The sequence below is a fragment of the Allomuricauda ruestringensis DSM 13258 genome (genome assembly GCF_000224085.1).
In the GTDB taxonomy this organism is placed as follows: Bacteria; Bacteroidota; Bacteroidia; order Flavobacteriales; family Flavobacteriaceae; genus Flagellimonas; species Flagellimonas ruestringensis.
This window is the reverse complement of sequence record NC_015945.1, coordinates 355056-380932: the sequence shown is the minus strand read 5'-3', so window position 1 is coordinate 380932 and position 25877 is coordinate 355056. Positions and strand designations below refer to the sequence as shown.

Genomic DNA, 25877 nt, shown 5'->3' with positions numbered 1-25877 from the left:
TAGCAGTATATGTCAAAAATTTTGATAATAGAGGACGAATCGGCAATTAGAAGGGTATTGGTAAAAATATTGGCCGAGGAAAACGATGGTTATAATGTAGTGGAAGCCGAGGATGGTCTAGCAGGAATTGAAGCCATCAAAAAGGAAGATTTTGACCTAGTGCTCTGCGATATCAAAATGCCAAAGATGGATGGGGTAGAAGTTTTGGAAGCTGCCAAGAAAATAAAACCAGAAATTCCATTTATTATGATTTCCGGTCATGGAGACCTCGACACAGCAGTAAATACCATGCGGTTGGGAGCATACGATTACATCTCCAAACCACCGGATTTAAACCGATTGCTTACCACAGTTCGCAATGCCTTGGACCGGAAGGAACTTGCCGTGGAGAACAAGGTGCTCAAGAAAAAGATTTCCAAGAACTATGAAATGGTAGGCGAGAGCAAAGAAATAGATGCCATAAAGGACATGATCGAAAAAGTAGCGCCTACCGATGCCCGGGTTCTGATTACGGGTTCCAACGGTACCGGTAAAGAATTAGTGGCCCATTGGGTACACCAAAAAAGTCCCCGTTCATCGTCCCCGTTTGTTGAGGTGAATTGTGCAGCGATTCCTTCTGAGTTGATTGAAAGTGAGTTGTTTGGACACGTCAAGGGTGCATTTACATCTGCTGTTAAGGACAGGGCAGGTAAGTTCGAAGCAGCCAACAAGGGAACCATATTTTTAGATGAGATAGGCGATATGAGCCTTTCTGCCCAAGCCAAAGTGCTTCGAGCCCTGCAAGAGAACAAAATCAGTCGCGTAGGTTCCGATAAGGACATTAAAGTAGATGTTCGGGTACTCGCAGCTACCAACAAGGATTTAAAAAAGGAAATTGAAGCAGGCAAATTCCGGGAAGATCTTTACCATCGTTTGGCCGTGATCTTGATCAAGGTTCCGGCACTCAACGATAGGCGTGACGATATACCTTTGTTGATAGAACATTTTGCAAAAAAAATAGCATCCGAACAAGGAACAGGACAAAAAAGCTTCTCCGAAAAGGCCATAGAGCTGCTTAAAAGTTATGATTGGACGGGGAATGTACGAGAACTTCGCAATGTAGTGGAACGTCTTATCATTCTAGGGGGTAAGGAAGTATCCGAAGAGGATGTGAAACTATTCGCCAGTAAATAAGCCTAATTGCAATCACCTAATTTTTCCAGAGCATCTTTGGCCAAGGTTTTGACCCGTTGGTGATATTCCTTTTTATGTTGCGATAGGTTGGTGTTCAACAAGGTCAAACGAGATTCTTCATAAATATTGGTAATGAATCTGTGAGCTTCTTCACAGTCCACATCAGAAACCACTTTATCCAAGGAGGATTCAAACCTCAATAAACAGCTGTGCACCTGTTTTTTTACAGCAGAACCATGTGTCAACATCATCCCGCTCTGAAAACCCAGAACCTCCTTGGTGTTCAGTACCAGCACATTACTTCCGTAATCACTGGAAGTCTGTTGCCCGAATTCCTGTAACACATTAATACCTATTATAGTGCTCTCCAAAGCCTGGTGCAATGCCACTTTGGACTTTGGTAAAACACTGGCTTTTGTTGCCGTTTTTAAATGTGAAAGTGCATTTTCCAAACTTTCTATGGCTCCCTCGCAGCCGCAATCCAAAAAATTGCCCTTCGTTTTTTCAATGCCGTTCAACGCTTTGTAAGCGTGGTACTTGGTCATATTTAAATTGTCGGCCACCACAGCCTCTTGGATTTTACTTTTGATGTACTCTAAATTGGTGCTTGCATATTGGCAAGCATTTGCGGGAGTAGTGAACGAAGCCATGAGCCAAAGGCCAAGAAGACCAATAGCAAAGACTATTAGTAGGATAATCTTTCTGCTTTTCATAACGCTTTACAGATTTGGGACACTGCGTCGTTGATAATCATAAAGTTACGATTTTCATCGTCTAGAGGAATAAATAGATCGATTAAAGAACCAACTTTGGGCACAAGTGGTCAAAGTATCGATGAACTACACATTTAATAAGTAGGTTGAAGGAGTAATCAAAAAGAATTATATTCATTCCTATGAAAGAAATCAAAACAGAAGATTATAAGGTAGTTGATACGGTAAAGCTATCTGAAAAAGACACCTATGAGGATTTTGGTGCATCCAAAAAGAAACTCAAAAAAGAACTGAAAGATATCCGAAAGGACCTTGGGGATTTTCAAGATACGCTCTACGCCCACGGAAAGTATGGGGTACTGGTCTGTTTACAAGGAATGGACACCGCGGGCAAGGACAGTTTGATCAGAGAAGTTTTTAAAGATTTTAATGTTAGGGGAGTGGTGGTGCATAGTTTTAAGGTGCCATCCACCTTGGAAAAAAAGCACGATTACCTGTGGCGGCACTATATCGATTTGCCCGAAAGAGGAAAATTTTCTGTCTTTAACCGTACACACTACGAAAATGTATTGGTGACCAAGGTCCACCCAGAATATATTTTGGGAGAGAACCTGCCAAAAGTGGAATCTGTGGACGATATTGATAATGATTTCTGGGAAAGACGCTATCAGCAAATCAATGATTTTGAAAAGCATGTTGCCGATAATGGCACCATAATCTTCAAGTTTTTCCTCCATCTTTCCAAAGAAGAACAGCGGCAACGCTTATTGCGTAGAATCCACTTAAAGCGAAAGAATTGGAAATTTTCCCCAGGTGACCTCGAAGAGCGAAAACTTTGGGATAATTACCAAGAGTGTTATGAAGAAGCCTTGAGCAAAACTTCCAAGGAACGTGCTCCATGGTACATAATACCTGCTGATAACAAAAAAGCAGCTAGGGTAATTGTGGCCTCCATTATGATGGAAGCGTTAAAAAAGTACAAAGATATTGAGGAACCCGAGCTGGACGATGAAATAAAAGCTAATTTAGAAACCTTTAAACAAAAACTGGAAAAAGAAACCACATGAGAACAGTCCTACTTTTGGCCTTTTTGTTGGTCAGTACCCCATTTTTTTCTCAGACCGAGGACGAAAAACAAATAAAAGCAATTTACGATGAAGCCCTGACCAATGGTAAGGCTTATGATTGGCTGAACTATCTCTCCAACCAAATTGGCGGACGTCTTTCAGGTTCCGTGCAAGCACAACAAGCTGTGGATTATACCAAGGCACAATTGGACTCACTGGGATTGGACAAGGTTTGGTTGCAACCCGTAATGGTACCAAAATGGGTAAGGGGAGTTCCTGAATTTGCCTATTTTGAAACAAAACCTGGATTGACCACCAATGTGCCCATTTGCGCACTTGGAGGATCAGTGGCAACACCCGCTGGCGGTTTAAAGGCCAACGTGGTCGAGGTTGAGGGCATTGAGGATTTGGAAAAATTGGGAAAGGATAAAATAGAAGGTAAGATTGTTTTTTATAACCGTCCCATGGACCCAACTTTGATCAATACCTTCTCAGCATATTCAGGTTGTGTGGACCAACGCTATTCTGGCGCGGCCGAAGCCTCAAAATATGGGGCGTCGGGCGTTATCGTGCGCTCCATGAACCTTCGTTTGGACGATTATCCGCATACAGGTTCCATGGGGTATGGCGATACTCCCCTGAATGAGCGTATACCCGCCGCAGCTATCAGTACAAAAGGAGCTGAATTACTGAGCACTACACTTAAATTAAATCCTAATGTCAAATTTTACTTCAAACAAAACTGTAAGCAGTTGGAAGATGTGCAATCCTATAACGTGATTGGAGAAATTACGGGCAGTACCTATCCCAACGAGATTATGGTGGTAGGCGGTCACTTGGATTCTTGGGATTTGGGAGATGGTTCCCACGACGATGGGGCCGGTTGTGTGCAAAGTATGGATGTGTTACGATTGTTAAAGGAAACCGGATATAAACCCAAGCGAACTTTACGCGTAGTGTTGTTCATGAATGAAGAAAATGGAATGCGGGGCGGCAATAAGTATGCGGAAGTAGCCCGTAACAAAAACGAACAACACATATTTGCATTGGAAAGTGATTCCGGGGGATTCACTCCTAGGGGTTTTTCCATTGATGCTTCTCCAGAGAATGTGAAACAGATTCAAGGATGGAGGGATTTGTTCGAACCTTATTTGGTTCACATGTTCTACGAAGGAGGAAGTGGTGCGGATATAGGTCCGCTAAAAGAGGATGGAATAGTATTGGCGGGATTGCGACCCGATACCCAGCGCTATTTTGATCATCACCATGCCGAAAACGATACTTTTGAGCACGTGAACAAGCGCGAATTGGAGTTGGGAGCAGCTACGATGGCCAGTTTGGTTTACCTTATCGATAAATACGGAACCATCCCCATCAAAAAGGTAAAAGGATAAGTTGGTATATCTTGAATCAAAATTTTGCGTCAGTTCGAGTTTGTTTTCGCAACAAAGTGTAGAAAATGAGTATCGAGAACAGATTTTCTCTCTTATAAAACCGTATTTAAATATAAAACTTTAGGCTTTGCCAGCTTTTCGCATGCGCTTGGGCCCATACCAGAGCCAAAATCCGGTGATGGTGAAAATTAAAAGGGAAATACCCATTACGTTGGTGTATACTAGTTTGATGTAGCCGTTTGTCCCAAGGTAATCATCCACTATGGAACCATCGTGAATGTTTTCAAAAAAATCAGACCTTCGTTTTCCAATAGATAAAACATTGCCATTGGCTCCATCTAGTTGTACTTCGTAAAAAGAGTCCACAAAAAGGAACTTGACCGATCCTTTTTCCTTTCGCATATCAATACGGTCTACCTTAAAAGAGGTGTTCGGTACTTCGTTGTTGATTGTATTCAGTGCTATGGTATGCAAGCTATCAACAGGCAACCATTTTTTTAGTTCTGCGGTAGTTCCTTGTTGTGTTTCTGGGAGAATATATCCGTTGGAGTTCTTTTTCCATCCCAAAATGAGACCGGATACGGAAATAAAAAAGAAAAAAATGAACAATAACGCTCCTGTGGTTCGGTGTACTTTTCTAAAAATGCGTAATATTTTGGCTTGCTTCTTCCTTTTGCCCATTCCTGCCAGTTAAAACTCTAAAGATCATTAAATTTTATGAAAGTATGATGCTTGCCAATACCCGAACTTAAAAGATAAGCTCGTATTTAACATAAATTTTGGAATATAAAAGAGGATTGATCGATCGGCCAAACAAAAACAGATGAATTGCTTGTAAAAGGAGTACCAAACACGCCAATGGCCAATTCTGCCTAAATAAGAGGGAAGCGCATCACAATTGCTGCGATTGCAATCAATTTTTTGTTGAAGGATTTGATTTTTCCGGTAACTAAATCAATGGAAAAGCCCAAAGCCAATAATCCTGTGCCAGCAATCAAGAAATAGAACAACGACCAATTGACTTCGGATGAGAACTGCATGGCTATAAGGGGTATCAAAAGCAACAGCAAAATGAACTTGATAAACAGCTAGTAGTTTTGATTTTAGTTTTTACCTGCCTTAAATTTTAGCATTGTTATAGGGCATGGTATTTAATTGTGGACTTGACAAACCTCCAAAATATTTCCATCAGTATCGTGAATGGTAAAGTATGTCACAACATGGTCAGTAATAATTTCACCAACAGTTATACCATTTAGTTTTAGCCTTTGATGTGCTAAATGTGCATCCAAAGTACGAAAAATAGGGTAAGAGGCGGTATTTGGGTTTAACACAATCTTTTCCTGTGTTTCCCAAATTGTCAGGCTTGTAGGGCTAAAAGTATCCAGAACAACCAATTTTAGTTTTTTGTCCTCATGAACATTTTTAAATCCAAGCTTTTCGGTATACCAAGATTTAGCTTTTTCAATGTCCGATACTCTTAAAATCACGGTATCTATTCCTTGTAAAAAGTGATTCTCCATTACTTATTTATTGTTAGTTATCTCATTGTTTTGCTATTACAGATAACACTTTAAAGCTATGATTTTTAAATATCTAACGATTACCGAAACAAGTTCAGCACAAGAAGTGAAGTTATTTTATTTTTCAGTTTTATATAGAAAATCGGCTGCAGCAGAACTCATTTTTTTATAATCGTGTCCTATGTTCGGGGCTACTTCTATTTTCCAACCAAACTCCTTTCCCAGTTGTGTGGCAATCTCCTTGGATGTAGAATAAAAATATTTACAAAGTGCCTAAGTCAATACCAAAATTTAAAACTTATTTATAATCATTAATGTACCAATTTGAATTCGGAAAGTCTGAACGTTTTTTGGTCAGTGGAGGCCTTCCTTTCAAATGATTGTCGATTACATAATATTCGTACTCCGATATTCGCTTCGCTTTTTTTTCCTTTTCTATGAGTTCTCGAACTTGTTTCCAATACTTTTTTGGGGCATGACGGAATATAATAGCTGTCCGAAACTTTAAATCACACCCCAGGCTTCTTCTTGTGACCCAACCATTTTCTTTTACAATTTTGATAAGCTCCTCGGTATTCGCAGCATCAATTTTTTCTTGCTTCTTTGCCAATGATTTATTTCCTGCCATTTTGGGCTTTATGTGATGGGACAATAATTTTAAAGATAAATGCTTGATTTTACCTTGTTCTTGTTCAGGCAGAAGTTCAAAAGTCTGTTGGGTATAACCTTTAGCCTTAATAAGTGAGTCTAAAACCAATGGATATACGTCTTTGATGTTTTGGTCGCTGCCTCTGTGCTTTTGGTCAGCAATTGCCATTTCCTGAAGCTTTTTACATAGTTCAGAATTATTTATGTCATTATCAAACTTCGGACTTGAAATTTGAAAAAGTATTAGAGGTAATAGAATAAAGTGAAACATCATGTGAACTATTCGATTAATGAACTGCTTTTAAAAAATCATTTGTCCAACTATCAACTATCTATAAGCATCATTCAACCCAACACCTTTGCTGATCATGGGAAGTATTTTGGCCAACCGTCGGAGTTTGGTTTTCTCCTGTTTGGCTTCGGCAATGTATTCGCAGAACTCTTTTTGCTTATAGGGCGTAAACTTTTCAAAAGCACCCTTTAATGTAGCATTTTTGGTCAATTCGGATTGCAGTAGCTCGGGAATAACAACTTTTGATGTTCCTTCAGCTTTCACTTCCTGCCCCTTTTTCTGGTTTTCCAAAGCTTCTACCATATAGGACAACACCGTTTTTCCATCCACTTCGTCCAAACTATGGAACTTCCAATGGCGCATGCCTTTCGTTTTGCCTTCCTGCGCATTTTCCAAAACCTTTTTTGGATCATTTAAAAACACACCGTTAAAAAACCAAATCCCAAAATGCCCTTTGAACTTACAAATACCGAATACATTCTTTCCATTTAAGGTGTACGCGGGCATACCCCATTTAAAATCCTCTGTGGCCTCGGTTTTTAAGGCAATTTCTCGTAGAAAGGCAATTCCCTCCCTAAACGGATGCTCCTTTTCGTAATAGCCCTCTAATTTTTCGGATTTTTCCACAACTATCTGATTTGAGTAGCGGTAAGTTCGCAAATTTTTACGATTACCTTCACTGCTTTCTCCATGCTTTCCAAAGGAACGTACTCGTATTTGCCATGAAAATTATGCCCCCCGGCAAAAATATTGGGGCAGGGCAAGCCCATAAAACTTAGTTGCGAGCCATCCGTGCCTCCTCGAATGGGTTTTATAATGGGCTCTATTTGGAGCGATTTCATCGCTTCTTCGGCAATCTCCACAATATGGAACATGGGTTCTACCTTTTCCCTCATGTTTTTGTATTGGTCTTCAATCGTCAGGTTGACGTACTCCCCATATTTTTTGTTGAGTTTATCTTTGATGTCGTTCAATAAATCTTTCCTTGCCTCAAAATGGACTGCATCGTGGTCTCGGATAATAAGTTCTATCTCCGCCTTTTCAATTTCGCCCTTTATGTTGTGCACATGGAAAAAACCTTCTCTTCCCGTGGTGTGTTCGGGAACCTCGCTAGGAGGGAGGTGGCTTAAAAAAGCGTTGGCGATTCCAATGGCATTGACCATTTTGTTTTTGGCGTAGCCCGGGTGCACGCTTTTTCCCGTTATGGTGATTTTGGCCTTGGCCGCGTTAAAGTTTTCATATTCCAGTTCGCCCACTTGGCTGCCGTCCACGGTGTAGGCCCATTCCGCTCCAAACTTTTCCACATCAAACTTATGTGCCCCACGGCCTATTTCCTCATCCGGGGTAAAGGCAATCCGTATTTTTCCATGTTTTATTTCGGGGTGATTGATCAGGTATTCCATCGCCGTGATGATTTCCGCAATCCCCGCCTTGTCATCCGCACCCAACAAAGTTGTTCCGTCGGTGGTGATTAAAGTCTGACCTACGTATGCCTTTAAATCTTCAAAATAATCGGGAGATAGTACAATGTTTTTCAACCTGTTCAGTACAATGTCTTTCCCATCATAATTCTCAAAAATCTGGGGCTTTACATTTCTGCCCGAAAAATCAGGAGAAGTATCAAAATGGGAAACAAAACCAATGATGGGCACTTTTTTGTCCAAATTGTTGGGCAACGTAGCCATAATGTAGGCGTTCTCGTCAATGGACACTTCTTGCATTCCAATCTGATGCAGTTCCATCACCAATTTTTTGGCCAAGTCCCATTGCTTTTCCGTACTGGGTGTGGTTTTGGAATAGGGGTCACTTTGCGTATCCGTGGTCACATATTCCAAAAATCGGGGTAATAGTTTTTCCATGGTCAGTGTTGAATTTTTTCAAAAATAATGCTTATTCAAACGTAATTTTGCAAATCAAAGGCATTAATAAGTATCTTTCCAAAACCATTAATAGCAACCTCAATTGAAAGCGGTAGTATTTTTTCTTTTTTTGATTTTTGGGTTTTGCGGGTTTGCCCAAATGGATTGCATATTGGGTGTGGGCGGACGAGACAACGAAACCATAACCAAGGTTTTTGAGTTGACAGAAGAGCAACAAGAGAACCTGAAGAATTGGAGTGCCGAATTAAAAGTCCGGAACGATTTTTTAAAGGATAAGGCAGCATATCTGATGAAAAAGAACAAGGAAAGCTCTCCGGAGGTATTGATTACCGTTTCCAAGGAATATGCTACCATAATAGACAGCATGAAACAAAACGTGCAAATGATTGATAAAAGACTGCTGACAAGTTTCAATAAAACCCAATACGAGAGGTATTTAAAATTATGTAGTCAGCTAAGCTTGCGTCCTATCCACATTAATAGGTCTGTTGACGAAAATTGACCGAATTGTTAAGAACTGTTTTAAGAGTTTTTATTTTTGTCCAAAATCCATTTTGAATGTATAAAATACTTATTCGCCCAGTACTTTTTTTGTTTGATGCAGAAACCGTGCACCACTTTTCCTTTTGGGCCATTAAGTTATTTTCAAAATTGGGTTTTAGCGGTCTTTTCAGGAAGATTTTTGATGTGGAAGACCCAAAATTGGAACGCGAGGTTTTTGGTATAAAATTTAAGAATCCCGTAGGACTTGCCGCTGGATTTGATAAAAATGCGAAGCTGTACAATGAGTTCTCGGACTTTGGTTTTGGTTTTGTGGAAATAGGCACGGTAACCCCAAAGCCTCAACCCGGCAATCCAAAAAAACGGTTGTTTCGCCTGCGTGAAGATAAAGCCATTATCAATCGAATGGGTTTTAACAACAAAGGTGTTTTTGAGGCTGTGGAACAGTTAAAGAAGCCGCACCGTGTTATAGTTGGGGGAAATATCGGGAAGAACAAAGTAACGCCAAACAAAGATGCCATTAAGGATTACTTAATTTGTTTTGAAGCATTGTTCGAACACGTGGACTATTTTGTGGTAAACGTGAGTTCTCCCAATACCCCGGGGCTTCGAGAGCTTCAGGATAGGGAACCTTTGACCAAATTGTTGAAAAAACTCAAAAGCCATAACAGTAAATTGGCAAAGATTTCAAAGCAGAAAGAGAAGCCAGTTTTACTAAAGATCGCTCCGGATTTGACCGATGATCAACTATTGGATATCATAGAGATTGTTGCCGACACCCGTATTGATGGTGTCATAGCGACCAACACAACTATAGAACGAAAAGGATTAAAATCGCATTTAATTTTATCCGAAGAAAAAGGCGGCCTTAGTGGAAAACCCTTGACCAAACGAAGCACTGAGGTGATTCGTTTTTTATCTGAAAACAGTAGAAAAGCATTCCCGATTATTGGTGTGGGGGGTATACATTCCCCAGAAGATGCATTGGAAAAATTGGATGCAGGTGCCGATTTGGTACAACTTTATACCGGTTTTATTTACGAAGGCCCCGGACTTATCAAGAAAATCAACAAGGCCATTTTGAAAAAAATGGACTAAGATTATATGCACAGTTTGTTTTTATTTCTGGAAACCATCAATTATCCCATACTGATCGGGTTTTTGGTGTCATCGCTCGCTTTGGCCATTTCACCGGGTCCGGATAATATTTTTGTACTTACCCAAAGCATCAGCAACGGAACAAAATCGGGATTGGCCACGGTTTTTGGTTTGGTTTCGGGCTGTTTGGTGCATACAACCTTACTGGCTTTTGGGGTTTCGGAAATCATTAAAAGGAGCGATACCTTGTTTTTTCTCATCAAGCTTTTTGGTGCCCTTTATTTATTGTTTTTGGCCTTGAAGGTGTACAAAAGTGATTCGGCCATACATTTGGATAAAGAAAATAAAGCTGCTAAACCTCATGGCAAGTTATTTTGGACAGGTTTTACCATGAATGTGCTCAACCCCAAGGTCACCATTTTCTTTTTGGCCTTTTTCCCCGGGTTTTTGTTCAGTGAAGAACTCAATACCGTAATTCAATTCTACATTTTAGGACTACTTTTTATGCTTTCGGCCCTCATTGTTTTTGGCACAATTGCAGTACTTGCAGGTAAAATTTCCAAATATCTAATAAGTCATAAAAAGGCTGGATTATATTTAAAATGGGTGCAGATCGTTGTTTTTGTGGGGATTGCCATTTATCTATTTCTATCGGATAAATAAGTGCTATTTTTACGGAAGCCTATGCCAAAAGTAAAACTCATAGAATGTCCGCGGGATGCCATGCAGGGTATCAAAACCTTTATCCCTACAGATGAGAAGGTGAAGTATATCCAATCCTTGTTGGGCTGTGGTTTTGATACGATCGACTTTGGAAGTTTTGTGTCGCCCAAGGCCATACCGCAAATGCAAGATACGGCAGAGGTATTGGCGCAGTTGGATTTATCCCGAACCCAAAGCAAACTTTTGGCCATTGTTGCCAATGTTCGTGGGGCAGAAGATGCTTGTAAGTATGAGGCGATTAAGTATTTGGGCTTTCCTTTTTCGATTTCGGAAAACTTTCAGATGCGGAACACGCACAAGACCATTGACCAATCCGTGGAAACACTAAAAGGAATCTTGGAGTTGGCCGATACGAATGGCAAGGAAGTGGTCACTTACATTTCCATGGGGTTCGGTAATCCTTATGGCGACCCTTGGAATGTGGAGATAGTAGGGGAATGGACCGAGAAACTGGCCGAGATGGGAACCGGAATCCTATCTTTGTCGGATACCATCGGAAGTTCTACACCGGAGGTGATAGAATATCTGTTTTCCAATCTTATTCCCAAATACCCAGAGATTGAGTTTGGGGCCCATTTACATACTACGCCCACCAAATGGCACGAAAAAGTAGATGCTGCCTACAAGGCAGGTTGCCGCCGTTTTGATGGAGCTGTACAAGGTTTTGGTGGTTGCCCTATGGCCAAAGATGAGCTCACGGGCAATATGCCCACGGAAAAAATGCTGTCCTATTTTACTGCAGAAAAAGCCGATACTGGTGTCAATTGGATGGTTTTTGAAGCTGCATATAATAAGGCTACCGAATTGTTTTCGGTGTACCATTAAAAAGAGGGTGTCTAAAAAGTATTGAAACACGTCATTCTTAATTTATTTCAGAATCTCATTATACTGATAAACAAATAATTATGAGAACCTGAATCAAGTTCAGGTTGACGAAAATTGCCTTTTTAGACACCCTCTTTTGGAATATCTTTAAAATCAAAAATCAATAGCGAAGTTCGATTCCCGCATAAATCCCGAAGGGATGCCCAGGTCGAAGACCGGCAGGAACCTTCGAAACGGCATAGGTTTCATCCAGTAAGTTGATGGCATTCGCAGTAAGGGCTAAATGCTTGTTGAATCTGTAACGACCGCCAAGGTCCACAATAAAATTGGACTCCACTTTCTCACTAACTGGAATGGGTCCATTGCCTGCCCTGGTTCTAAACGCGCCATTATATCTGCCGCTAAGGTTGATTTCAAAATTTTGATGCTCCAATGATAGAGAGGCGTTGAACTGATGCTTGGCGATGTAGGGCATTTCATCGCCTGAATTAACTTCGCCCCAGATATCATTATCACTACCAAAACTGTTCAAAAACTCTGTATCGGTCAGGGTGTAGCCAAAAGTAAAGGGCAATTGAAGGTTTTCGTTGTTTTCCAAAAAGTTATAATTGAGCAACAATTCTATGCCCTGCACGCGCACTTCTCCAGCATTGAACTGATCTAAAGAGCCAGTTCCCCCAGTTGCGGCAAGGTCGCTTCCCAATAGGTTACTGTAATCGTTGTAGAAACCGACCAGCTCCCCAGAGATTCCTGCAAAGGAAAAACGGCTCCCCAATTCGTAATTGATACTTTCTTCAGGATCTTCACCGGGTTGGTTGCTGGGGGGCGAAAACCCTTTGTGAACCCCTCCGAAAATAGATAGGGCATTAAAATTATAATTGAACCCAATGCCGGGAATAAATACATCTACCTTGTTTTGTCGCTCTGAAATGTCAATGCCGTTGCGGGATACATCATCTGTACCATAGTCCAATCGTTCCAAAGAAATATTTTCGTATCGTATCCCCGGGGTCAAGGTCAAATCGTTGATTTTTACCTTGTACATGGCGTAGGAAGCAAAGGCTCTTGCACTACTGATGCGATTGGCATTGGTTCCGGGAATACCTGCATTAATCAATTGCATGTTCCTGTTCACCATGGCATAATCATCTATCCATTGAAAACGATCTTCTTCATCATAATGATAACGTAATCCTATTTCCAAATCATGGTAAGTATTCTCACCGTTCCAATGGTAGTCCAATTTGGTCTGCACCCCCGTTGATAAATAATCCCGATTGTTGTTGCGTGCATTCAGGAAATCGTCACCACCACTGTTGGTAGTTCCTGTAACCAAATCAATGTAAGCATTAAATGTGGTAGGGTCGCTGAATATGTTCCCAATTCCTTGGCGCTCCCCATCAACTGTAACGTAGTCGACCTTATACCAATTACGGCTAAAATCGTTGTAATAACCGACAGTGGTAATTCGAAACTGATCGCTGAACTTTAAGGCATGTGTTCCCATGACCTGAAAATGCTCGGTGTTCATTTGGTCGTTTTGAGAACCTGCATATCTACGAAAGGGGTCTGTATCGAAATCCTCTTGGGTGAGCCCTAGATAGGTTTCGTTGGAGGTTTCATCAGAGTATTGGAATTTCACCTCGAATTCCTGTCCCAAAGCAGCCTCTGGATTGGTGTTGACTTTAAATTTTGCAACGAGGTCATTCTTGTCAAAACCGGTGTTATCCCCATTTTCCAGATTTTTGAAACCATTGGAATTGTAGTTGAGGTATTCCACGGAATACCCGAAGTTTTTGCGACTATCTCCAAGTTGGGTGTGAATACGGCCGCTTTGAAAGCTTCCGTAGCTACTGTTTAAAAAGATACCGAAGTTATTGGGGACTTCTGTGGAAACCATATTGATGGCGCCGCCCGTAGTATATGGCCCGAACTGGACTTGGCTGCTCCCTTTCAATATTTCTACAGCTTGCATACGGGCTATGGTGGGAAAATAATAGGCGGATGGAGCGCTGTAGGGAGCGGGTGCAATGAGGACACCATCTTCCATCAATGTAATCTTGGAACTTCTTTCTGGGGATGTGCCCCGTAAACTAATATTCGGTCTAAGGCCGAAACCATCCTCTTCGTAAATGTTCACCCCAGGAACGGAACGTAATGTACGGTTGATATCGGTATAGTTGAATTTTTTGATTTCTTCGGGAGAAAGGTAATAAGAGGAACCTGTCCTGTTCTTGGCGGCAAATTTGCTCCCAAAAATGACCTTGGCCGATAGCACTATCTCATTCAATTGAATGGTCGATGAGTCGGTGGGCATTTGATTTTGCTGCCCAGAAAGAATTAAGCAACTGAAAAGTGCAATAGTTAAGGATAGTCTGTACATAACTTTAATTAAGACTTATTTTAAATAAATTGTAGTTTCGGATTGCAAAAGTATACCCTACTTTGGATAAAACAAACATTATTTAGAATAAATAAATATAAGTGACCGAGCTGTCTTGCGCTGGAAATTCCGGTTTTACATTGTGCATATTAGGTTTTGTAGATAAATGTGTTTTTTGTGGTCTTGATGTAGACTTTATCACGGAACACAAATGACAGCTATTTAGATTGGGTCTAAACTAATATCTTTGTCCTCTCAAAATTGGTTTTATATGAATTATAATGGCGTATTGCCTACATTGCCCAAGGAACTACGTTTGTTTATCGCAGTTTTTGTAATTGTTCTCTCCGTAGGATATTTTACAGGATTACTTTTTATTCAAGAAACAGAATCGACCACTCCCGCAGGAATAGAGGAAAATTACTTGGGCAACGAAGATGATGAAGAAGCTGAAGTGATGAAGTTTAAAAAAGGGGAGCGTGAAATGCTGACCGTAATTCATACCCATGTACTTTCCATGTCATTCATCTTTTTTCTGCTTGGTGGGCTGGTTTGGATAACAAAAGCTCCCAAAAAATTGAAACTTTTTTTGACCTTGGAACCTTTCCTTTCCATTATCCTAACGTTTGGGGGAATCTATCTAATGTGGTCGGGAATAAGCTGGTTTAGATATGTAGTGGTGTTTTCCGGAATTTTAATGACGATTACCTATATGGGGTCGGCAGGCTTGGTGCTATGGCAATGTATTTTTCCTAAAAGATTGCAAAAAGTACAATAAGTTACCCGTTGTGCATTTTGAACATACAACTTAGTTTTGGGCGTCAGTTCGAGTGATTTTGAGGAACGAAAAATCGTATCGAGAACCTTTTTCTCGATACAAATTTCACTCATGCTGTCGTGAAATCCACTCGAAATGACGAATTTTATCTAAATGCACAACGGGTAATAAGTTTTAGTTTTCTATAAATTGATAGTCAATTTCATCATGCGTTAAAAGTTCCACCTTTTGTTTTTCAAAACGCAGCAAGCTTAATATTTCACTTACCTCTTCTTTGTTCACCAAAATGATGAAGTGCTTTTTCCCCACCGAAATTGGTATTTTACGTTGTTGACTCCAATTTTTCAGGTGGTTTTCCCAATAAGGAATATCCAATTGCTCTATATATTTCTTCAAAGCTTCCAATTCCCACTCGTAGAGTTCAAAACAGAGATTGTTATATATCAATTGGAATAATTTGGTGCGGTTGCAAAAAGTCAACACCCCATTTTTGGACCGGTTCATTACATTCAAATAGCTGCACATAAAAAAGAATTGAGTCATAAAGATAATAATTATATAGAATCATTCTAAATAATTGAAATGAAATTCCGAATAAGTGGGAAAATGTAATATAGGCACGACGAGGTATTCAAATAAATTAGTGGTATATTTGCACGCAATTAATCCGTAATTGCAATGGAAGCTCACCAAAACAAAATTGTTGGAGAAGGACTTACTTATGACGACGTTCTTCTTGTGCCCGCATACTCCGAAGTACTTCCCAGAGAAGTAAACATTCAATCAAAATTTACAAAGAACATTACCATAAATGTGCCCATTGTTTCCGCGGCCATGGATACGGTAACCGAATCGCGTATGGCAATTGCTATGGCAAGAGAGGGCGGTATTGGCGTTCTTCACAAGAACATGACGATTGAGCAACAGGCGATCAAGGTTAGAAAGGTAAAGCGTGCAGAAAGTGGAATGATCATGGATCCCGTTACCCTTCCTTTGGAATCTGTGGTACGTGATGCCAAAGCCAGCATGAAAGAGCATAGTATTGGTGGAATCCCAATTGTGGATGACAATAAAAGGCTTATTGGTATCGTAACCAACCGCGATCTTCGTTTTGAGAAAAATGATGATAGGCCCATAGCCGATGTAATGACTTCCGAAAATTTGGTTACGGTAGCAGAAGGTACTTCGCTGCAACAAGCTGAGGTAATTCTACAGGAAAATAAAATTGAAAAACTACCAGTGATCAACGATAAGGAGGAACTTATTGGTTTGATTACTTTTAGGGATATTACTAAACTTTCTCAAAAACCCATCGCCAATAAAGATCAATATGGACGTTTGCGCGTAGCTGCTGCCATAGGGGTAACGGCCGACGCTGTTGATAGAGCCGGAGCATTGGTAAAAGCAGGAGTGGATGCCATAATTATTGATACGGCTCACGGACACACCAAAGGTGTGGTCAGTATTTTAAAAGAAGTGAAGAAGTCATTTCCAGAATTGGAAGTGGTGGTAGGAAACATCGCGACCGCCGAAGCTGCAAAATATTTGGTTGAGGCAGGTGCCGATGCCGTTAAAGTGGGAATTGGACCAGGTTCCATTTGTACCACTCGTGTTGTGGCAGGTGTTGGTTTTCCGCAGTTTTCCGCAGTTTTGGAGGTTTCTGCCGCATTAAAAGGAACAGGTATTCCCGTAATTGCCGATGGTGGTATCCGTTATACAGGAGATATTCCCAAGGCATTGGCAGCCGGAGCCGATACAGTGATGTTGGGCTCTTTGTTGGCCGGTACCAAAGAATCTCCGGGAGAGACCATTATTTACGAAGGCCGTAAGTTTAAATCATACCGTGGAATGGGCTCTGTGGAAGCTATGAAAAAAGGTAGTAAGGACCGCTATTTCCAAGATGTTGAGGACGATATCAAGAAATTGGTTCCCGAAGGCATTGTTGGCCGAGTGCCTTACAAAGGAGAACTGGAGGAAAGTATGCACCAATTTATTGGTGGCCTTCGAGCTGGTATGGGCTATTGTGGCGCAGGCGATATTGAAACTTTAAAAAACAATGCTCGTTTTGTGAAGATTACATCAAGCGGTATTCACGAAAGTCACCCGCACAACGTGACCATTACCAAAGAAAGTCCGAATTATAGTAGGTAAAATATAAAATAAAGTCATGCTGGCGGGGCAATTTACTTCCCAGCATAGCTTTGCCAATCCTTATCCTTGTAAATATTGTCGCCGAAGTATTTGGCAATCTGCATAAAAGGCTCTACCTGCTGATATCCGGGAACAGGGGAAAGCATATTCAATTGTTCGTCCAAGAAAACAACGGTAGGGTAGCTCATCTTGCCCTGTAATAGCGCAGCTGCCAATTCATGGTAACCCCTTCTTCCGGATGGGACAAACTTGAATGTCTTGCCTTGGTACTCAATAGGGTCCTTGCCTTCAGCATCCATCTTTACCATATAAAAGTTCTCCTGCATGTATTTGGATACTTCGGGATGTTGAAACGTGTTTTTATCCATTTTTTTGCACCATCCGCACCAATCTGTATAAACATCCACAAAGATTTTTTTGGGTTGGGCATCAGTTTTGGAAAGTTGTACGGCTTCTTCCCAAGAAATCCATTGAATATCTTGAGCTTGGGCGTTAAAGCCTATAAATACTATAAAAAGTAAGCTGATTTGGGTAAAAATTGAGCGCATAGTCTTGGTTTTTGACGTAATTGTCGTCTTATCAATACAAAACTAACGAAAATTGTGCCAAAAAAGTATTCATTTTAACAGTCCAATAAGGCTTTGCAGTTATTTTACGGTCTGTTTCTTAGGTGATTCGAAAAGCCCTTTTACATCTACCTGGTTGTGCAGGATGTCATCAAAAGTTTCCCTTTTTCTTATTAAATGGGCTTTTCCTTGGAACCAAAGCACTTCGGCCGGTCTGTATCTGGAATTATAGTTGCTGGCCATGGTAAAGCAATAGGCACCAGCATTTTGAAAGCACAATATGTCACCTTCGGATATTTCGTTGATTCTACGGTTGCTTCCAAAAGTGTCCGTTTCGCAGATGTACCCAACAACAGAGTAATAGCGTTCTTTGCCTTTTGGATTGGATATATTGATGATTTGATGGTTGGAACCATACAACATAGGTCTGATAAGATGATTGAAGCCTGAGTCCACACTTGCAAAAACCGTGGAAGTGGTTTGTTTCACCACATTGACTTTTGCTAAAAAGTGACCGGCTTCACTCACTAAAAATTTACCGGGCTCAAAGGCGAGGGTAAGTTCTTTGCCATACTCCTTACAGAATTCGTTGAATCTTGTGGTGAGTTTTTTGCCCAATTCATCTACATTGGTCTGGATATCGCCCTCTTTGTAAGGTACTTTAAACCCGCTACCAAAATCTATAAACTCTAAATCCTTGAAGTTTTTTGCGGTTTCAAAAAGAATTTCGGACGCATAAAGAAACACATCAATATCCAAAATATCGCTACCGGTGTGCATGTGGATTCCGTTTATGTTCATATTGGTCAACTCCACAATACGCAACAAATGTGGTATTTGGTGAATGCTGATTCCGAATTTTGAATCGATATGTCCAACGGATATTTTGGAGTTGCCTCCCGCCATCACATGAGGATTGATTCGAATACAAACGGGAATATCAGGGTGCTTGCTTCCAAATTGCTCCAAAATGGAGAGGTTGTCTATGTTTACCTGAATACCAAGGGCCGCAGCTTCCTCTATCTCTTCCAAAGAAACGCCGTTGGGCGTAAAAATGATGGATTCCGGCTTAAATCCCGCCAAAAGCCCTAGTTTAACTTCTTGAATGGACACGGTATCCAACCCGCTACCCAAGCTGTTCAACAATCTTAAGATGCTAAGATTGGACAAAGCTTTGGCAGCATAGTTCAATTTAAGATTGGGTACACCCTTAAAAGCATTGGTGAGTTTTTTATATTGTGAGGTAATCTTATCGGCATCATAAACATAAAGAGGTGCGCCAAACTGCTCGGTAAGCTGAAGTAAGTCCTTAGAATTCATGTTAAACGGTATTTTAAACAAAACTATGTGTTGTTGCTTATACACGCAAGAAATAAAACATTTTTATCAAAATATAACAAGTTGTTTTATTTAAAACAACAACAGTTCCCTTGATGTTGTGGTTTTAGGTTTTGATATGTATTTTTAAGTAAATTGTGAAAATGAAGCTACCCTTATTTCCATTACAATCCGTATTTTATCCAGGTGAAACGGTACCGTTGCATATTTTTGAAGACCGCTACAAACAATTGATCGCCGATTGCAGAAAGGAAGCCTTGACCTTTGGTATCCCAGTTTTTATCAATAATGCAATTTCTCATGGTACAGAGGTGCAATTGGTGGAGGTGGTGAATACCTACGAATCTGGGGAAATGGACGTGGTTTGTGTGGCACGCCAAGTATTTAAAGTATTGAGCTTTGAAAAACAAATGGAAGGCAAGTTGTATGCTGGAGGAGAAGTTGAATTCTTGGAAATGGAAAACGATGCCGATGAAAGTTTAAGGGAAGAAGTGCTTCAAAAAGTGGAAGCCCTGTACGATATTATGGATGTCCCGTTCACGAAAACTACCCCCAAACAGTTCAACAGCTATTCATTGGCGCACAAAATGGGACTTTCTTTTGAACAGGAATATGAATTGTTGCTCATGACGAAAGAAACTAATCGCTTGAATTTTATAAAAAGGCATTTAGAGACCACCGCAAATATTCTGAACGAGGTAAACCGAACCAAGGAAGTCATAGAAATGAACGGACATTTCAAAAATTTCGATCCTTTGGACTTTCAAGATTTCAAGTTGTAGCCTTTCCAAAACAAGAAAGAGGCTTTTTATTTATGCCCGATTGCTAATTATTCATTTAACATCTTCAATTTGTCAGCGGTGTTTTCTATTTTTGTCTGCAAACAAAAGTAAATTCACAGATGAATCTTCACGAATATCAAGGAAAAGAGATTTTAGCCAGTTTTGGAGTTAGAATCCAACGAGGAATTGTTGCCCACAACCCTAAAGAAGCGGTAGATGCCGCAAAACAACTTACACAAGAAACCGGAACCGGATGGCACGTAATAAAAGCACAAGTGCATGCCGGTGGCCGTGGTAAGGGCGGTGGCGTAAAATTGGCCAAAAACTTGAAAGAAGTAGAAGAGATAGCTGGTAACATCATAGGTATGAACCTTGTTACCCCGCAAACATCTGCCGAAGGTAAAAAAGTACATCAGGTATTGGTAGCTGAAGATGTGTACTACCCAGGTGACAGTGAGACCAGCGAGTTTTACATGTCGGTTCTTTTGAACAGGGGAACCGGAAGAAACATGATCATGTATTCTACCGAAGGTGGTATGGATATTGAAGAAGTGGCGGAGAATACCCCTCATTTGATCTTTACCGAAGAAGTAGACCCTGGATTAGGTCTATTACCTTTTCAAGCAAGAAGGATTGCCTTTAACTTGGGTCTCTCCGGTACTGCGTTCAAAGAAATGGTAAAGTTCGTAATGTCTTTGTACAAAGCTTACGTTGAAAGCGATTCCAGTCTTTTTGAAATCAATCCGGTCTTGAAGACTTCAGATGATAAAATTATGGCAGTTGATGCCAAAGTATCTATTGACGACAACGCATTATATAGAAGAAAAGCGTATGCTGAAATGCGTGACCTTCGCGAAGAAAACCCGATCGAGGTTGAAGCGCGTGAAGTAGGTTTGAACTATGTTGATTTGGACGGCAACGTAGGTTGTATGGTTAACGGCGCCGGATTGGCAATGGCTACCATGGACTTGATTAAAATGGCCGGTGGAGAACCAGCAAACTTCTTGGATGTAGGTGGTACTGCAGACGCCAAAAGGGTAGAAGAAGCTTTTCGAATTATCCTAAAAGACCCTAACGTAAAAGCAATCCTTATCAATATTTTTGGAGGTATTGTTCGTTGCGACCGTGTGGCACAAGGTGTTGTAGATGCCTATAAAAATATGGGAGATGCAATACAAGTACCGATTATTGTCAGGCTACAGGGTACAAATGCCGAATTGGCCAAGGAAATCATCGACAACTCCGGGTTGGCAGTACATTCTGCCGTACAGTTTAAAGAAGCTGCAGATAAAGTAGAAGAGGTTTTGAGCTAGTTTCTCAGAATCCTAAAATATGTTAAAGGGCAACGTTATCTTAACGTTGCCCTTTTTTGTTTTCTTGGGCTAAAAAACTGTTCTTTTCAGCTCTGACCAAACCATTCAGATTTGTACTTATTTCGTTTTGAATGGTTTCCGAAAATAAGGTTTAAGGGCTAGTATTTTTTTATCATCAAAATCGGTATTTCCCCCAAGTAGAGGGACATTAAACATTTGTTAAATCGCACTAAGCCCTATCAATTTTATTTTTTGATCGTCTTATTTTTGAGGTGTCATTAAAAAGGGACATTAATCAAGTCTAAATATTGACAAATCGATAATCATCAATTTCAATCAAAAAACAAAAATCATGAGAAAATTCAAAACTGTATCAGTAGTGTTGGCACTATTTGCCACAATGAGTGCTTTTGCAACAGAAGGCAAAAAGCCAATGAAAGAAAACAATCTTTCTGGTCAGATTTATGAAATGTTGAAAGAAAATCAATTCAATGCAGATCATAAGGAAATGACTGCCGAAGTTCGCTTTATCGTGAATGAAAAAGGTGAACTAGTGGTACTTTCCGTAGAAACAAAAGATGAAATTTTGGAAGGTTTCGTAAAAAATCGTTTAAACTACAAAAAGGTGCAATTGGACAATGTAGCACCAGGTAGAGTTTACGAACTTCCAGTACGAATTACCGCTTAAAAACGGGAATTGTTTGAGTTAGTTAGAAAAAGCCCTGAATTTCAGGGCTTTTTTATGTACTAAAAGGAGGTGTTTTGGAGTTATCTAATAAAGATTGCAAACCAAAACCATCTATATGGGAACCTACAAGGAAAAATTGAGCATGCTTTCGGAGATGATTGCCTTTGCCAGGGTGGATCATTCCTTGAAGCGGTCGGAGTATGATTTTTTGCTGGAAGTAGCCCGAAGTTTGGGTGTTAGTAAAGATATTTTTGATGGTCTGTTAAAGGAAAAATCCCCCAAAGTGCGCCTAAAAACCCAAGCGGAGCGAATTGTACAGTTTCATAGGCTCATTCTCCTCATGAACATAGATCAGGAGCAGCACAAAAAAGAAATCAATACACTTTACAATATTGGACTTAAAATGGGTTTGCCTCCCACGGCCATTAGTCAGGTTTTAGAGGTGATGCACCGCTATCCAAACAAAATTGTTCCGCCAGATGTGCTTATCAATATCTTCAAAGCACATTACAATTAGTGTCAAAATGACATGTAATTCTATCTAAACAATGCCATAAAGGCATACTTTTTCTATTGGTATAGGTTTTGACTTATACAAGGTGATTTAAATGTTTAACTAAAATTGAATCGCCATGAGTATAGTAAAAAGAAACAACCTGTTTTTTCCATCCTTGATGAATGATTTTATGGGTCCTGATTGGTTCGGTGGAACAGAAAAGTGGAATATTTCTGTGCCCGCTGTGAATATAAAGGACAATACCGAAGGTTTTGAATTGGAACTTGCCGTTCCTGGTATGAAAAAAGATGATTTCACCGTTGAGGTTGACAATGATGTGTTGACCATCTCCAGTGAAATGAAAACTGAAAATGAGAAGAACAAAGACAACTACACAAGAAAAGAGTTTTCCTTTACCTCTTTTAAAAGAGCCTTTACATTGCCCGAAACTGTAGATGGATCTAAAATCGACGCCAAGTACGAAGATGGAATATTGAAATTGACATTGCCCAAAAAACAAGAGGCATTGCCAAAACCAAAACGATTAATTGAAATAGGATAAGACATTAGAACACCAACTATAGGTGTTTCATGATGGTTGGATTAGTTGGTTAGTTTGAGGCGCGCCCCTGCATTAGCGGGGGCGCGTTTTTTATTCCTTTTCCTGAAGCATTTTTATTTCGTCCCTGAGCTTGGCTGCTTCCATAAAGTTGAGTTCTTTGGCGGCTCTTTCCATAGCTTTTCTTTTCTCCCGGATCAATTTTTCTTTTTGGTCTTGGGTTATATACTCAAGGTCTGGTTCTGCTGCCCGTAGCTCCTCTTTTTGGAAGTGATAGGTAGATACCGAATTTTTGGCCAAAGCACTGTCCAGATTTTTCTTCAATGCCGTAGGAGTTAAGTTGTTCTCCTTGTTGTAAGACATCTGTTTATCCCTACGGTAATTAGTCTCATCAATGGTTTTTTGCATGCTATCGGTAATTTTGTCAGCATACATGATGGCCTTTCCATTCAAATTTCGAGCTGCACGACCTACAGTTTGGGTCAATGAGCGGTTGCTGCGCAAAAAACCTTCTTTATCCGCATCCAGTATGGCTACGAGGGACACTTCGGGCAAATCCAAACCTTCACGCAAAAGATTGACTCCAATGAGAACGTCAAACAGGCCTTTGCGCAAGTCCTGCATAATTTCCACCCGTTCCAACGTGTCCACATCACTATGAATGTACCGACATCTAACATCGATTCTGGACAGGTACTTGGTAAGTTCCTCCGCCATACGTTTAGTTAACGTGGTCACCAAGGTACGTTCGTCCAGTTCCACACGCTGCTGAATCTCTTCTACCAAATCATCAATCTGGTTTTCACTTGGTCGCACCTCGATTATGGGGTCCAACAAACCTGTTGGTCGAATAATCTGTTCCACATAAACCCCTTCGCTCAGCTCCAGTTCGTAATCGGCCGGGGTGGCACTTACGTAAATCACTTGGTTCTGAAGTGCTTCAAATTCTTCAAATTTTAACGGACGGTTATCCATGGCCGCAGGTAAACGGAAACCATATTCCACCAAATTCTCTTTTCTGGAGCGGTCTCCACCGTACATGGCATGTACCTGGGGTATGGTTACATGACTTTCATCAATCACCATAAGGTAATCATCTGGGAAATAATCCAACAAACAGAAAGGTCTGGTGCCGGGTTTTCTTCCATCCAAATACCTAGAATAATTTTCGATTCCAGAGCAATATCCAAGCTCACGAATCATTTCCAAGTCAAAATTGGTGCGCTCCTCCAAGCGTTTTGCTTCAAGTGGTCGGCCAATTTCCTTAAAATAATCTATCTGCTTCACGAGGTCGTCTTGTATTTCCTTTATCGCATTTTGAAGCACATCGGGAGAGGTAACGAACATGTTTGCAGGGTAGATGTTCAAGGTGTCGTAAATTTCAATGACTTTGTTGTTGTGGGGGTCCAATGCTTCAATCTCCTCAATTTCATCACCAAAAAAGTGAATCCGGAAAGCATGATCGGCATAGCCCGGAAACACATCCACAACATCGCCCTTCACCCTAAAGTTTCCGTTTCGGAAATCTGCCGTTGTACGAGCATACAGGCTCTGAACCAATTGTTTTAGAAACTTGGTTCGCGATATTACTTGGTCCCGATGGATGGTAATCACGTTTTTTTGAAACTCTACGGGGTTACCAATACCATACAGACAGGAAACAGAGGCTACCACGAGCACATCCCGTCTGCCTGACAGGAGGGAAGAGGTAGTGCTCAACCGTAATTTTTCTATATCCTCGTTTATGGAAAGGTCTTTTTCAATGTAAAGTCCACTAGTTGGAATATAGGCTTCGGGCTGATAATAGTCGTAGTAGGAAACAAAGTATTCCACCGCATTGTTGGGAAAAAATTGCTTGAATTCCGAGTACAATTGTGCCGCCAAGGTCTTGTTGTGCGCCAAAACCAAGGTTGGGCGCTGAACGGATTCCACCACATTGGCCACAGTAAATGTTTTACCCGACCCGGTTACCCCAAGCAAGGTTTGGTGCCGAGCTTTGGTTTCGATGCCTTCTACCAATTGTTTTATTGCTTCGGGTTGATCGCCCGTAGGTTTAAAGCCAGATACTACCTCAAATTTCATTCGATAAAAATACTAAAGGTAGATGCTAAATCGAAGCAAAGCTTAGATATTATTATCCAATAGAACTATAAATCACGTTTCTTCAACAGTGCGTAGGATAAATAGATAAAAACAGCTGTCCAGATCATAACGATCAAGAACTCGTACCAATACACATGGTAGTCGAACTTCATGTTTTCCCCGATCTGTTGCCCTATGTTCTGAACTGCTGAAAGCCTTGTAAAAGGTTCTTTGATCAGGTTGGACATTGACTCTAAAGGGAAGAACCGTTTTACTGCTTTTGCAGCTTCCCAGCTCATTACTTTCCAGCCCAGCAAACCAAAAACCACTTGTTCCAATATGGTCCATAAAATTAGAAAACCAAGGGCAAAGGCCGATCGCTTTACCAAAATGCCCAGAAAAAGGCAAAAGGAAAAGAAGCCGACAAGCTTAAAAAAGAATGCAGGTAGAAACTCCATATCCGAAAATATGATGGAGACCTCGTTGTAGTCTGAATATACAAGTCCAAGAATCATGGAGACCACGAACACAAAAATTGTGGATATTAGGGCAAAAGAAATTACTGTGAGTACTTTGGAAAAGATAAATTCCCTTTTCGACAAGCCATCAATCAGGTTTTGTTTAATGGTTTTGTTGCTGTACTCATTGGACATCATGGAGACGATTACAATGGCCAAAAACAGTTTGAATAGTGCAGTGACAAAGGTATTGAAATGCCAAATATACGGGAAATTGAAAATCCCTTGGTCAGCCAAATGAAATTGGACGGGGCCAATATCAAACTTAATGGCGGCAATAAGTGCAATGGATGTCAAAAGCACAAAATAGGAGATAATAAGTACCTTACTGGCCCTATTGTTCCAAAGTTTTATAAATTCTATTTGTAGGAGACGTAACATTCGTT

At 40.6% G+C, this 25877-nt stretch carries 27 protein-coding genes; 14 read left to right on the top strand and 13 right to left on the bottom strand.

All coding sequences use genetic code 11. The annotated features are described in order from the left end of the window. The first annotated feature begins 9 nt into the window (after positions 1 to 9). The gene (locus tag MURRU_RS01860) at positions 10 to 1173 is read left to right on the top strand and encodes a sigma-54-dependent transcriptional regulator (RefSeq protein WP_014031712.1); all 1164 of its coding nucleotides are present in this window, start codon (positions 10 to 12) and stop codon (positions 1171 to 1173) included. A gap of 2 nt (positions 1174 to 1175) precedes the next feature. On the opposite strand, the gene MURRU_RS01855 is transcribed toward MURRU_RS01860, so the two are convergent. Then, the gene (locus MURRU_RS01855) at positions 1176 to 1886 is read right to left on the bottom strand and encodes a hypothetical protein (protein WP_014031711.1); all 711 of its coding nucleotides are present in this window, start codon (positions 1884 to 1886) and stop codon (positions 1176 to 1178) included. 182 nt (positions 1887 to 2068) lie between these two features. Here MURRU_RS01855 and MURRU_RS01850 point away from each other — a divergent pair, with 182 nt between their 5' ends. Both MURRU_RS01850 and MURRU_RS01845 read left to right on the top strand, forming a co-directional pair. Continuing rightward, positions 2069 to 2953, top strand: a complete 885-nt coding sequence (locus MURRU_RS01850) for a PPK2 family polyphosphate kinase (RefSeq protein WP_014031710.1) — start codon at positions 2069 to 2071, stop codon at positions 2951 to 2953. After that, complete coding sequence (locus MURRU_RS01845; protein ID WP_014031709.1) at positions 2950 to 4347, top strand: M20/M25/M40 family metallo-hydrolase; 1398 nt, start codon at positions 2950 to 2952, stop codon at positions 4345 to 4347. Before MURRU_RS01850 ends, MURRU_RS01845 begins: the two co-directional genes overlap by 4 nt. Before the next feature lie 120 nt (positions 4348 to 4467). Here MURRU_RS01845 and MURRU_RS01840 read toward each other — a convergent pair whose 3' ends face one another. The 6 genes from MURRU_RS01840 to pepT form a co-directional block, all read right to left on the bottom strand. After that, positions 4468 to 5028 (bottom strand): PepSY domain-containing protein, encoded by a 561-nt coding sequence (locus MURRU_RS01840; protein WP_014031708.1) that lies wholly within the window; start codon positions 5026 to 5028, stop codon positions 4468 to 4470. A 191-nt stretch (positions 5029 to 5219) separates the two neighbouring features. Further along, positions 5220 to 5411: a hypothetical protein gene (locus MURRU_RS01835; protein ID WP_245545051.1), complete on the bottom strand. Its 192-nt coding sequence runs from the start codon at positions 5409 to 5411 to the stop codon at positions 5220 to 5222. An 87-nt stretch (positions 5412 to 5498) separates the two neighbouring features. Continuing rightward, positions 5499 to 5870, bottom strand: coding sequence for a VOC family protein (locus MURRU_RS01830; RefSeq protein WP_014031707.1), 372 nt, complete (start codon positions 5868 to 5870; stop codon positions 5499 to 5501). Positions 5871 to 6168: 298 nt separating this feature from the next. Continuing rightward, positions 6169 to 6687: a hypothetical protein gene (locus tag MURRU_RS01825; RefSeq protein ID WP_014031706.1), complete on the bottom strand. Its 519-nt coding sequence runs from the start codon at positions 6685 to 6687 to the stop codon at positions 6169 to 6171. Between the two features lie 159 nt (positions 6688 to 6846). Beyond that, positions 6847 to 7437 (bottom strand): YdeI/OmpD-associated family protein, encoded by a 591-nt coding sequence (locus MURRU_RS01820; RefSeq protein ID WP_041801215.1) that lies wholly within the window; start codon positions 7435 to 7437, stop codon positions 6847 to 6849. 2 nt (positions 7438 to 7439) lie between these two features. Further along, positions 7440 to 8669, bottom strand: coding sequence for a peptidase T (gene pepT / locus MURRU_RS01815; RefSeq protein ID WP_014031704.1), 1230 nt, complete (start codon positions 8667 to 8669; stop codon positions 7440 to 7442). A gap of 103 nt (positions 8670 to 8772) precedes the next feature. On the opposite strand from pepT, the gene MURRU_RS01810 reads away from it, so the two are divergent. Genes MURRU_RS01810 through MURRU_RS01795 form a run of 4 tightly spaced genes read left to right on the top strand, consistent with a single transcriptional unit; the run spans position 8773 to position 11837 of the window. Continuing rightward, positions 8773 to 9192, top strand: a complete 420-nt coding sequence (locus MURRU_RS01810) for a hypothetical protein (protein WP_014031703.1) — start codon at positions 8773 to 8775, stop codon at positions 9190 to 9192. A gap of 56 nt (positions 9193 to 9248) precedes the next feature. Then, positions 9249 to 10289: a quinone-dependent dihydroorotate dehydrogenase gene (locus MURRU_RS01805; RefSeq protein ID WP_014031702.1), complete on the top strand. Its 1041-nt coding sequence runs from the start codon at positions 9249 to 9251 to the stop codon at positions 10287 to 10289. Positions 10290 to 10295: 6 nt separating this feature from the next. Then, entirely contained in the window at positions 10296 to 10952 is a 657-nt protein-coding gene (locus MURRU_RS01800) for a LysE family translocator (protein WP_014031701.1), read from the top strand. A gap of 21 nt (positions 10953 to 10973) precedes the next feature. Beyond that, entirely contained in the window at positions 10974 to 11837 is an 864-nt protein-coding gene (locus MURRU_RS01795) for a hydroxymethylglutaryl-CoA lyase (RefSeq protein WP_014031700.1), read from the top strand. 160 nt (positions 11838 to 11997) lie between these two features. On the opposite strand, the gene MURRU_RS01790 is transcribed toward MURRU_RS01795, so the two are convergent. After that, entirely contained in the window at positions 11998 to 14220 is a 2223-nt protein-coding gene (locus MURRU_RS01790) for a TonB-dependent receptor family protein (protein ID WP_014031699.1), read from the bottom strand. A 271-nt stretch (positions 14221 to 14491) separates the two neighbouring features. On the opposite strand from MURRU_RS01790, the gene MURRU_RS01785 reads away from it, so the two are divergent. Next, positions 14492 to 14998 carry a hypothetical protein gene (locus MURRU_RS01785; protein ID WP_014031698.1) on the top strand — a complete coding sequence of 169 codons (507 nt, stop codon included), beginning with the start codon at positions 14492 to 14494 and terminating at the stop codon, positions 14996 to 14998. A gap of 174 nt (positions 14999 to 15172) precedes the next feature. On the opposite strand, the gene MURRU_RS01780 is transcribed toward MURRU_RS01785, so the two are convergent. Further along, positions 15173 to 15523, bottom strand: a complete 351-nt coding sequence (locus MURRU_RS01780) for a DUF6686 family protein (protein WP_148261463.1) — start codon at positions 15521 to 15523, stop codon at positions 15173 to 15175. Between the two features lie 153 nt (positions 15524 to 15676). Here MURRU_RS01780 and guaB point away from each other — a divergent pair, with 153 nt between their 5' ends. Next, complete coding sequence (gene guaB, locus MURRU_RS01775; RefSeq protein ID WP_014031696.1) at positions 15677 to 17149, top strand: IMP dehydrogenase; 1473 nt, start codon at positions 15677 to 15679, stop codon at positions 17147 to 17149. Positions 17150 to 17181: 32 nt separating this feature from the next. On the opposite strand, the gene MURRU_RS01770 is transcribed toward guaB, so the two are convergent. Further along, positions 17182 to 17697 carry a thioredoxin family protein gene (locus MURRU_RS01770; RefSeq protein ID WP_014031695.1) on the bottom strand — a complete coding sequence of 172 codons (516 nt, stop codon included), beginning with the start codon at positions 17695 to 17697 and terminating at the stop codon, positions 17182 to 17184. A 99-nt stretch (positions 17698 to 17796) separates the two neighbouring features. After that, a complete protein-coding gene (gene lysA, locus MURRU_RS01765) occupies positions 17797 to 19035 on the bottom strand; it encodes a diaminopimelate decarboxylase (RefSeq protein WP_014031694.1) in 1239 nt (412 codons plus the stop codon). Positions 19036 to 19196: 161 nt separating this feature from the next. Here lysA and MURRU_RS01760 point away from each other — a divergent pair, with 161 nt between their 5' ends. From MURRU_RS01760 to MURRU_RS01740, 5 genes are all read left to right on the top strand, one after another. After that, the gene (locus MURRU_RS01760; RefSeq protein WP_014031693.1) at positions 19197 to 19835 is read left to right on the top strand and encodes an LON peptidase substrate-binding domain-containing protein; all 639 of its coding nucleotides are present in this window, start codon (positions 19197 to 19199) and stop codon (positions 19833 to 19835) included. Between the two features lie 119 nt (positions 19836 to 19954). Next, positions 19955 to 21148 carry an ADP-forming succinate--CoA ligase subunit beta gene (gene sucC / locus MURRU_RS01755; RefSeq protein WP_014031692.1) on the top strand — a complete coding sequence of 398 codons (1194 nt, stop codon included), beginning with the start codon at positions 19955 to 19957 and terminating at the stop codon, positions 21146 to 21148. A 352-nt stretch (positions 21149 to 21500) separates the two neighbouring features. Next, on the top strand, positions 21501 to 21836 hold the full coding sequence (locus MURRU_RS01750; protein ID WP_014031691.1) for a hypothetical protein: 336 nt from the start codon (positions 21501 to 21503) through the stop codon (positions 21834 to 21836). Between the two features lie 115 nt (positions 21837 to 21951). Beyond that, positions 21952 to 22353 (top strand): hypothetical protein, encoded by a 402-nt coding sequence (locus tag MURRU_RS01745; protein WP_014031690.1) that lies wholly within the window; start codon positions 21952 to 21954, stop codon positions 22351 to 22353. 115 nt (positions 22354 to 22468) lie between these two features. Beyond that, on the top strand, positions 22469 to 22894 hold the full coding sequence (locus MURRU_RS01740; RefSeq protein ID WP_014031689.1) for an Hsp20/alpha crystallin family protein: 426 nt from the start codon (positions 22469 to 22471) through the stop codon (positions 22892 to 22894). A 90-nt stretch (positions 22895 to 22984) separates the two neighbouring features. On the opposite strand, the gene uvrB is transcribed toward MURRU_RS01740, so the two are convergent. After that, entirely contained in the window at positions 22985 to 24973 is a 1989-nt protein-coding gene (gene uvrB / locus MURRU_RS01735) for an excinuclease ABC subunit UvrB (protein ID WP_014031688.1), read from the bottom strand. Between the two features lie 65 nt (positions 24974 to 25038). Next, positions 25039 to 25872, bottom strand: a complete 834-nt coding sequence (locus MURRU_RS01730) for an ABC transporter permease (protein ID WP_014031687.1) — start codon at positions 25870 to 25872, stop codon at positions 25039 to 25041. Positions 25873 to 25877 lie beyond the last annotated feature (5 nt).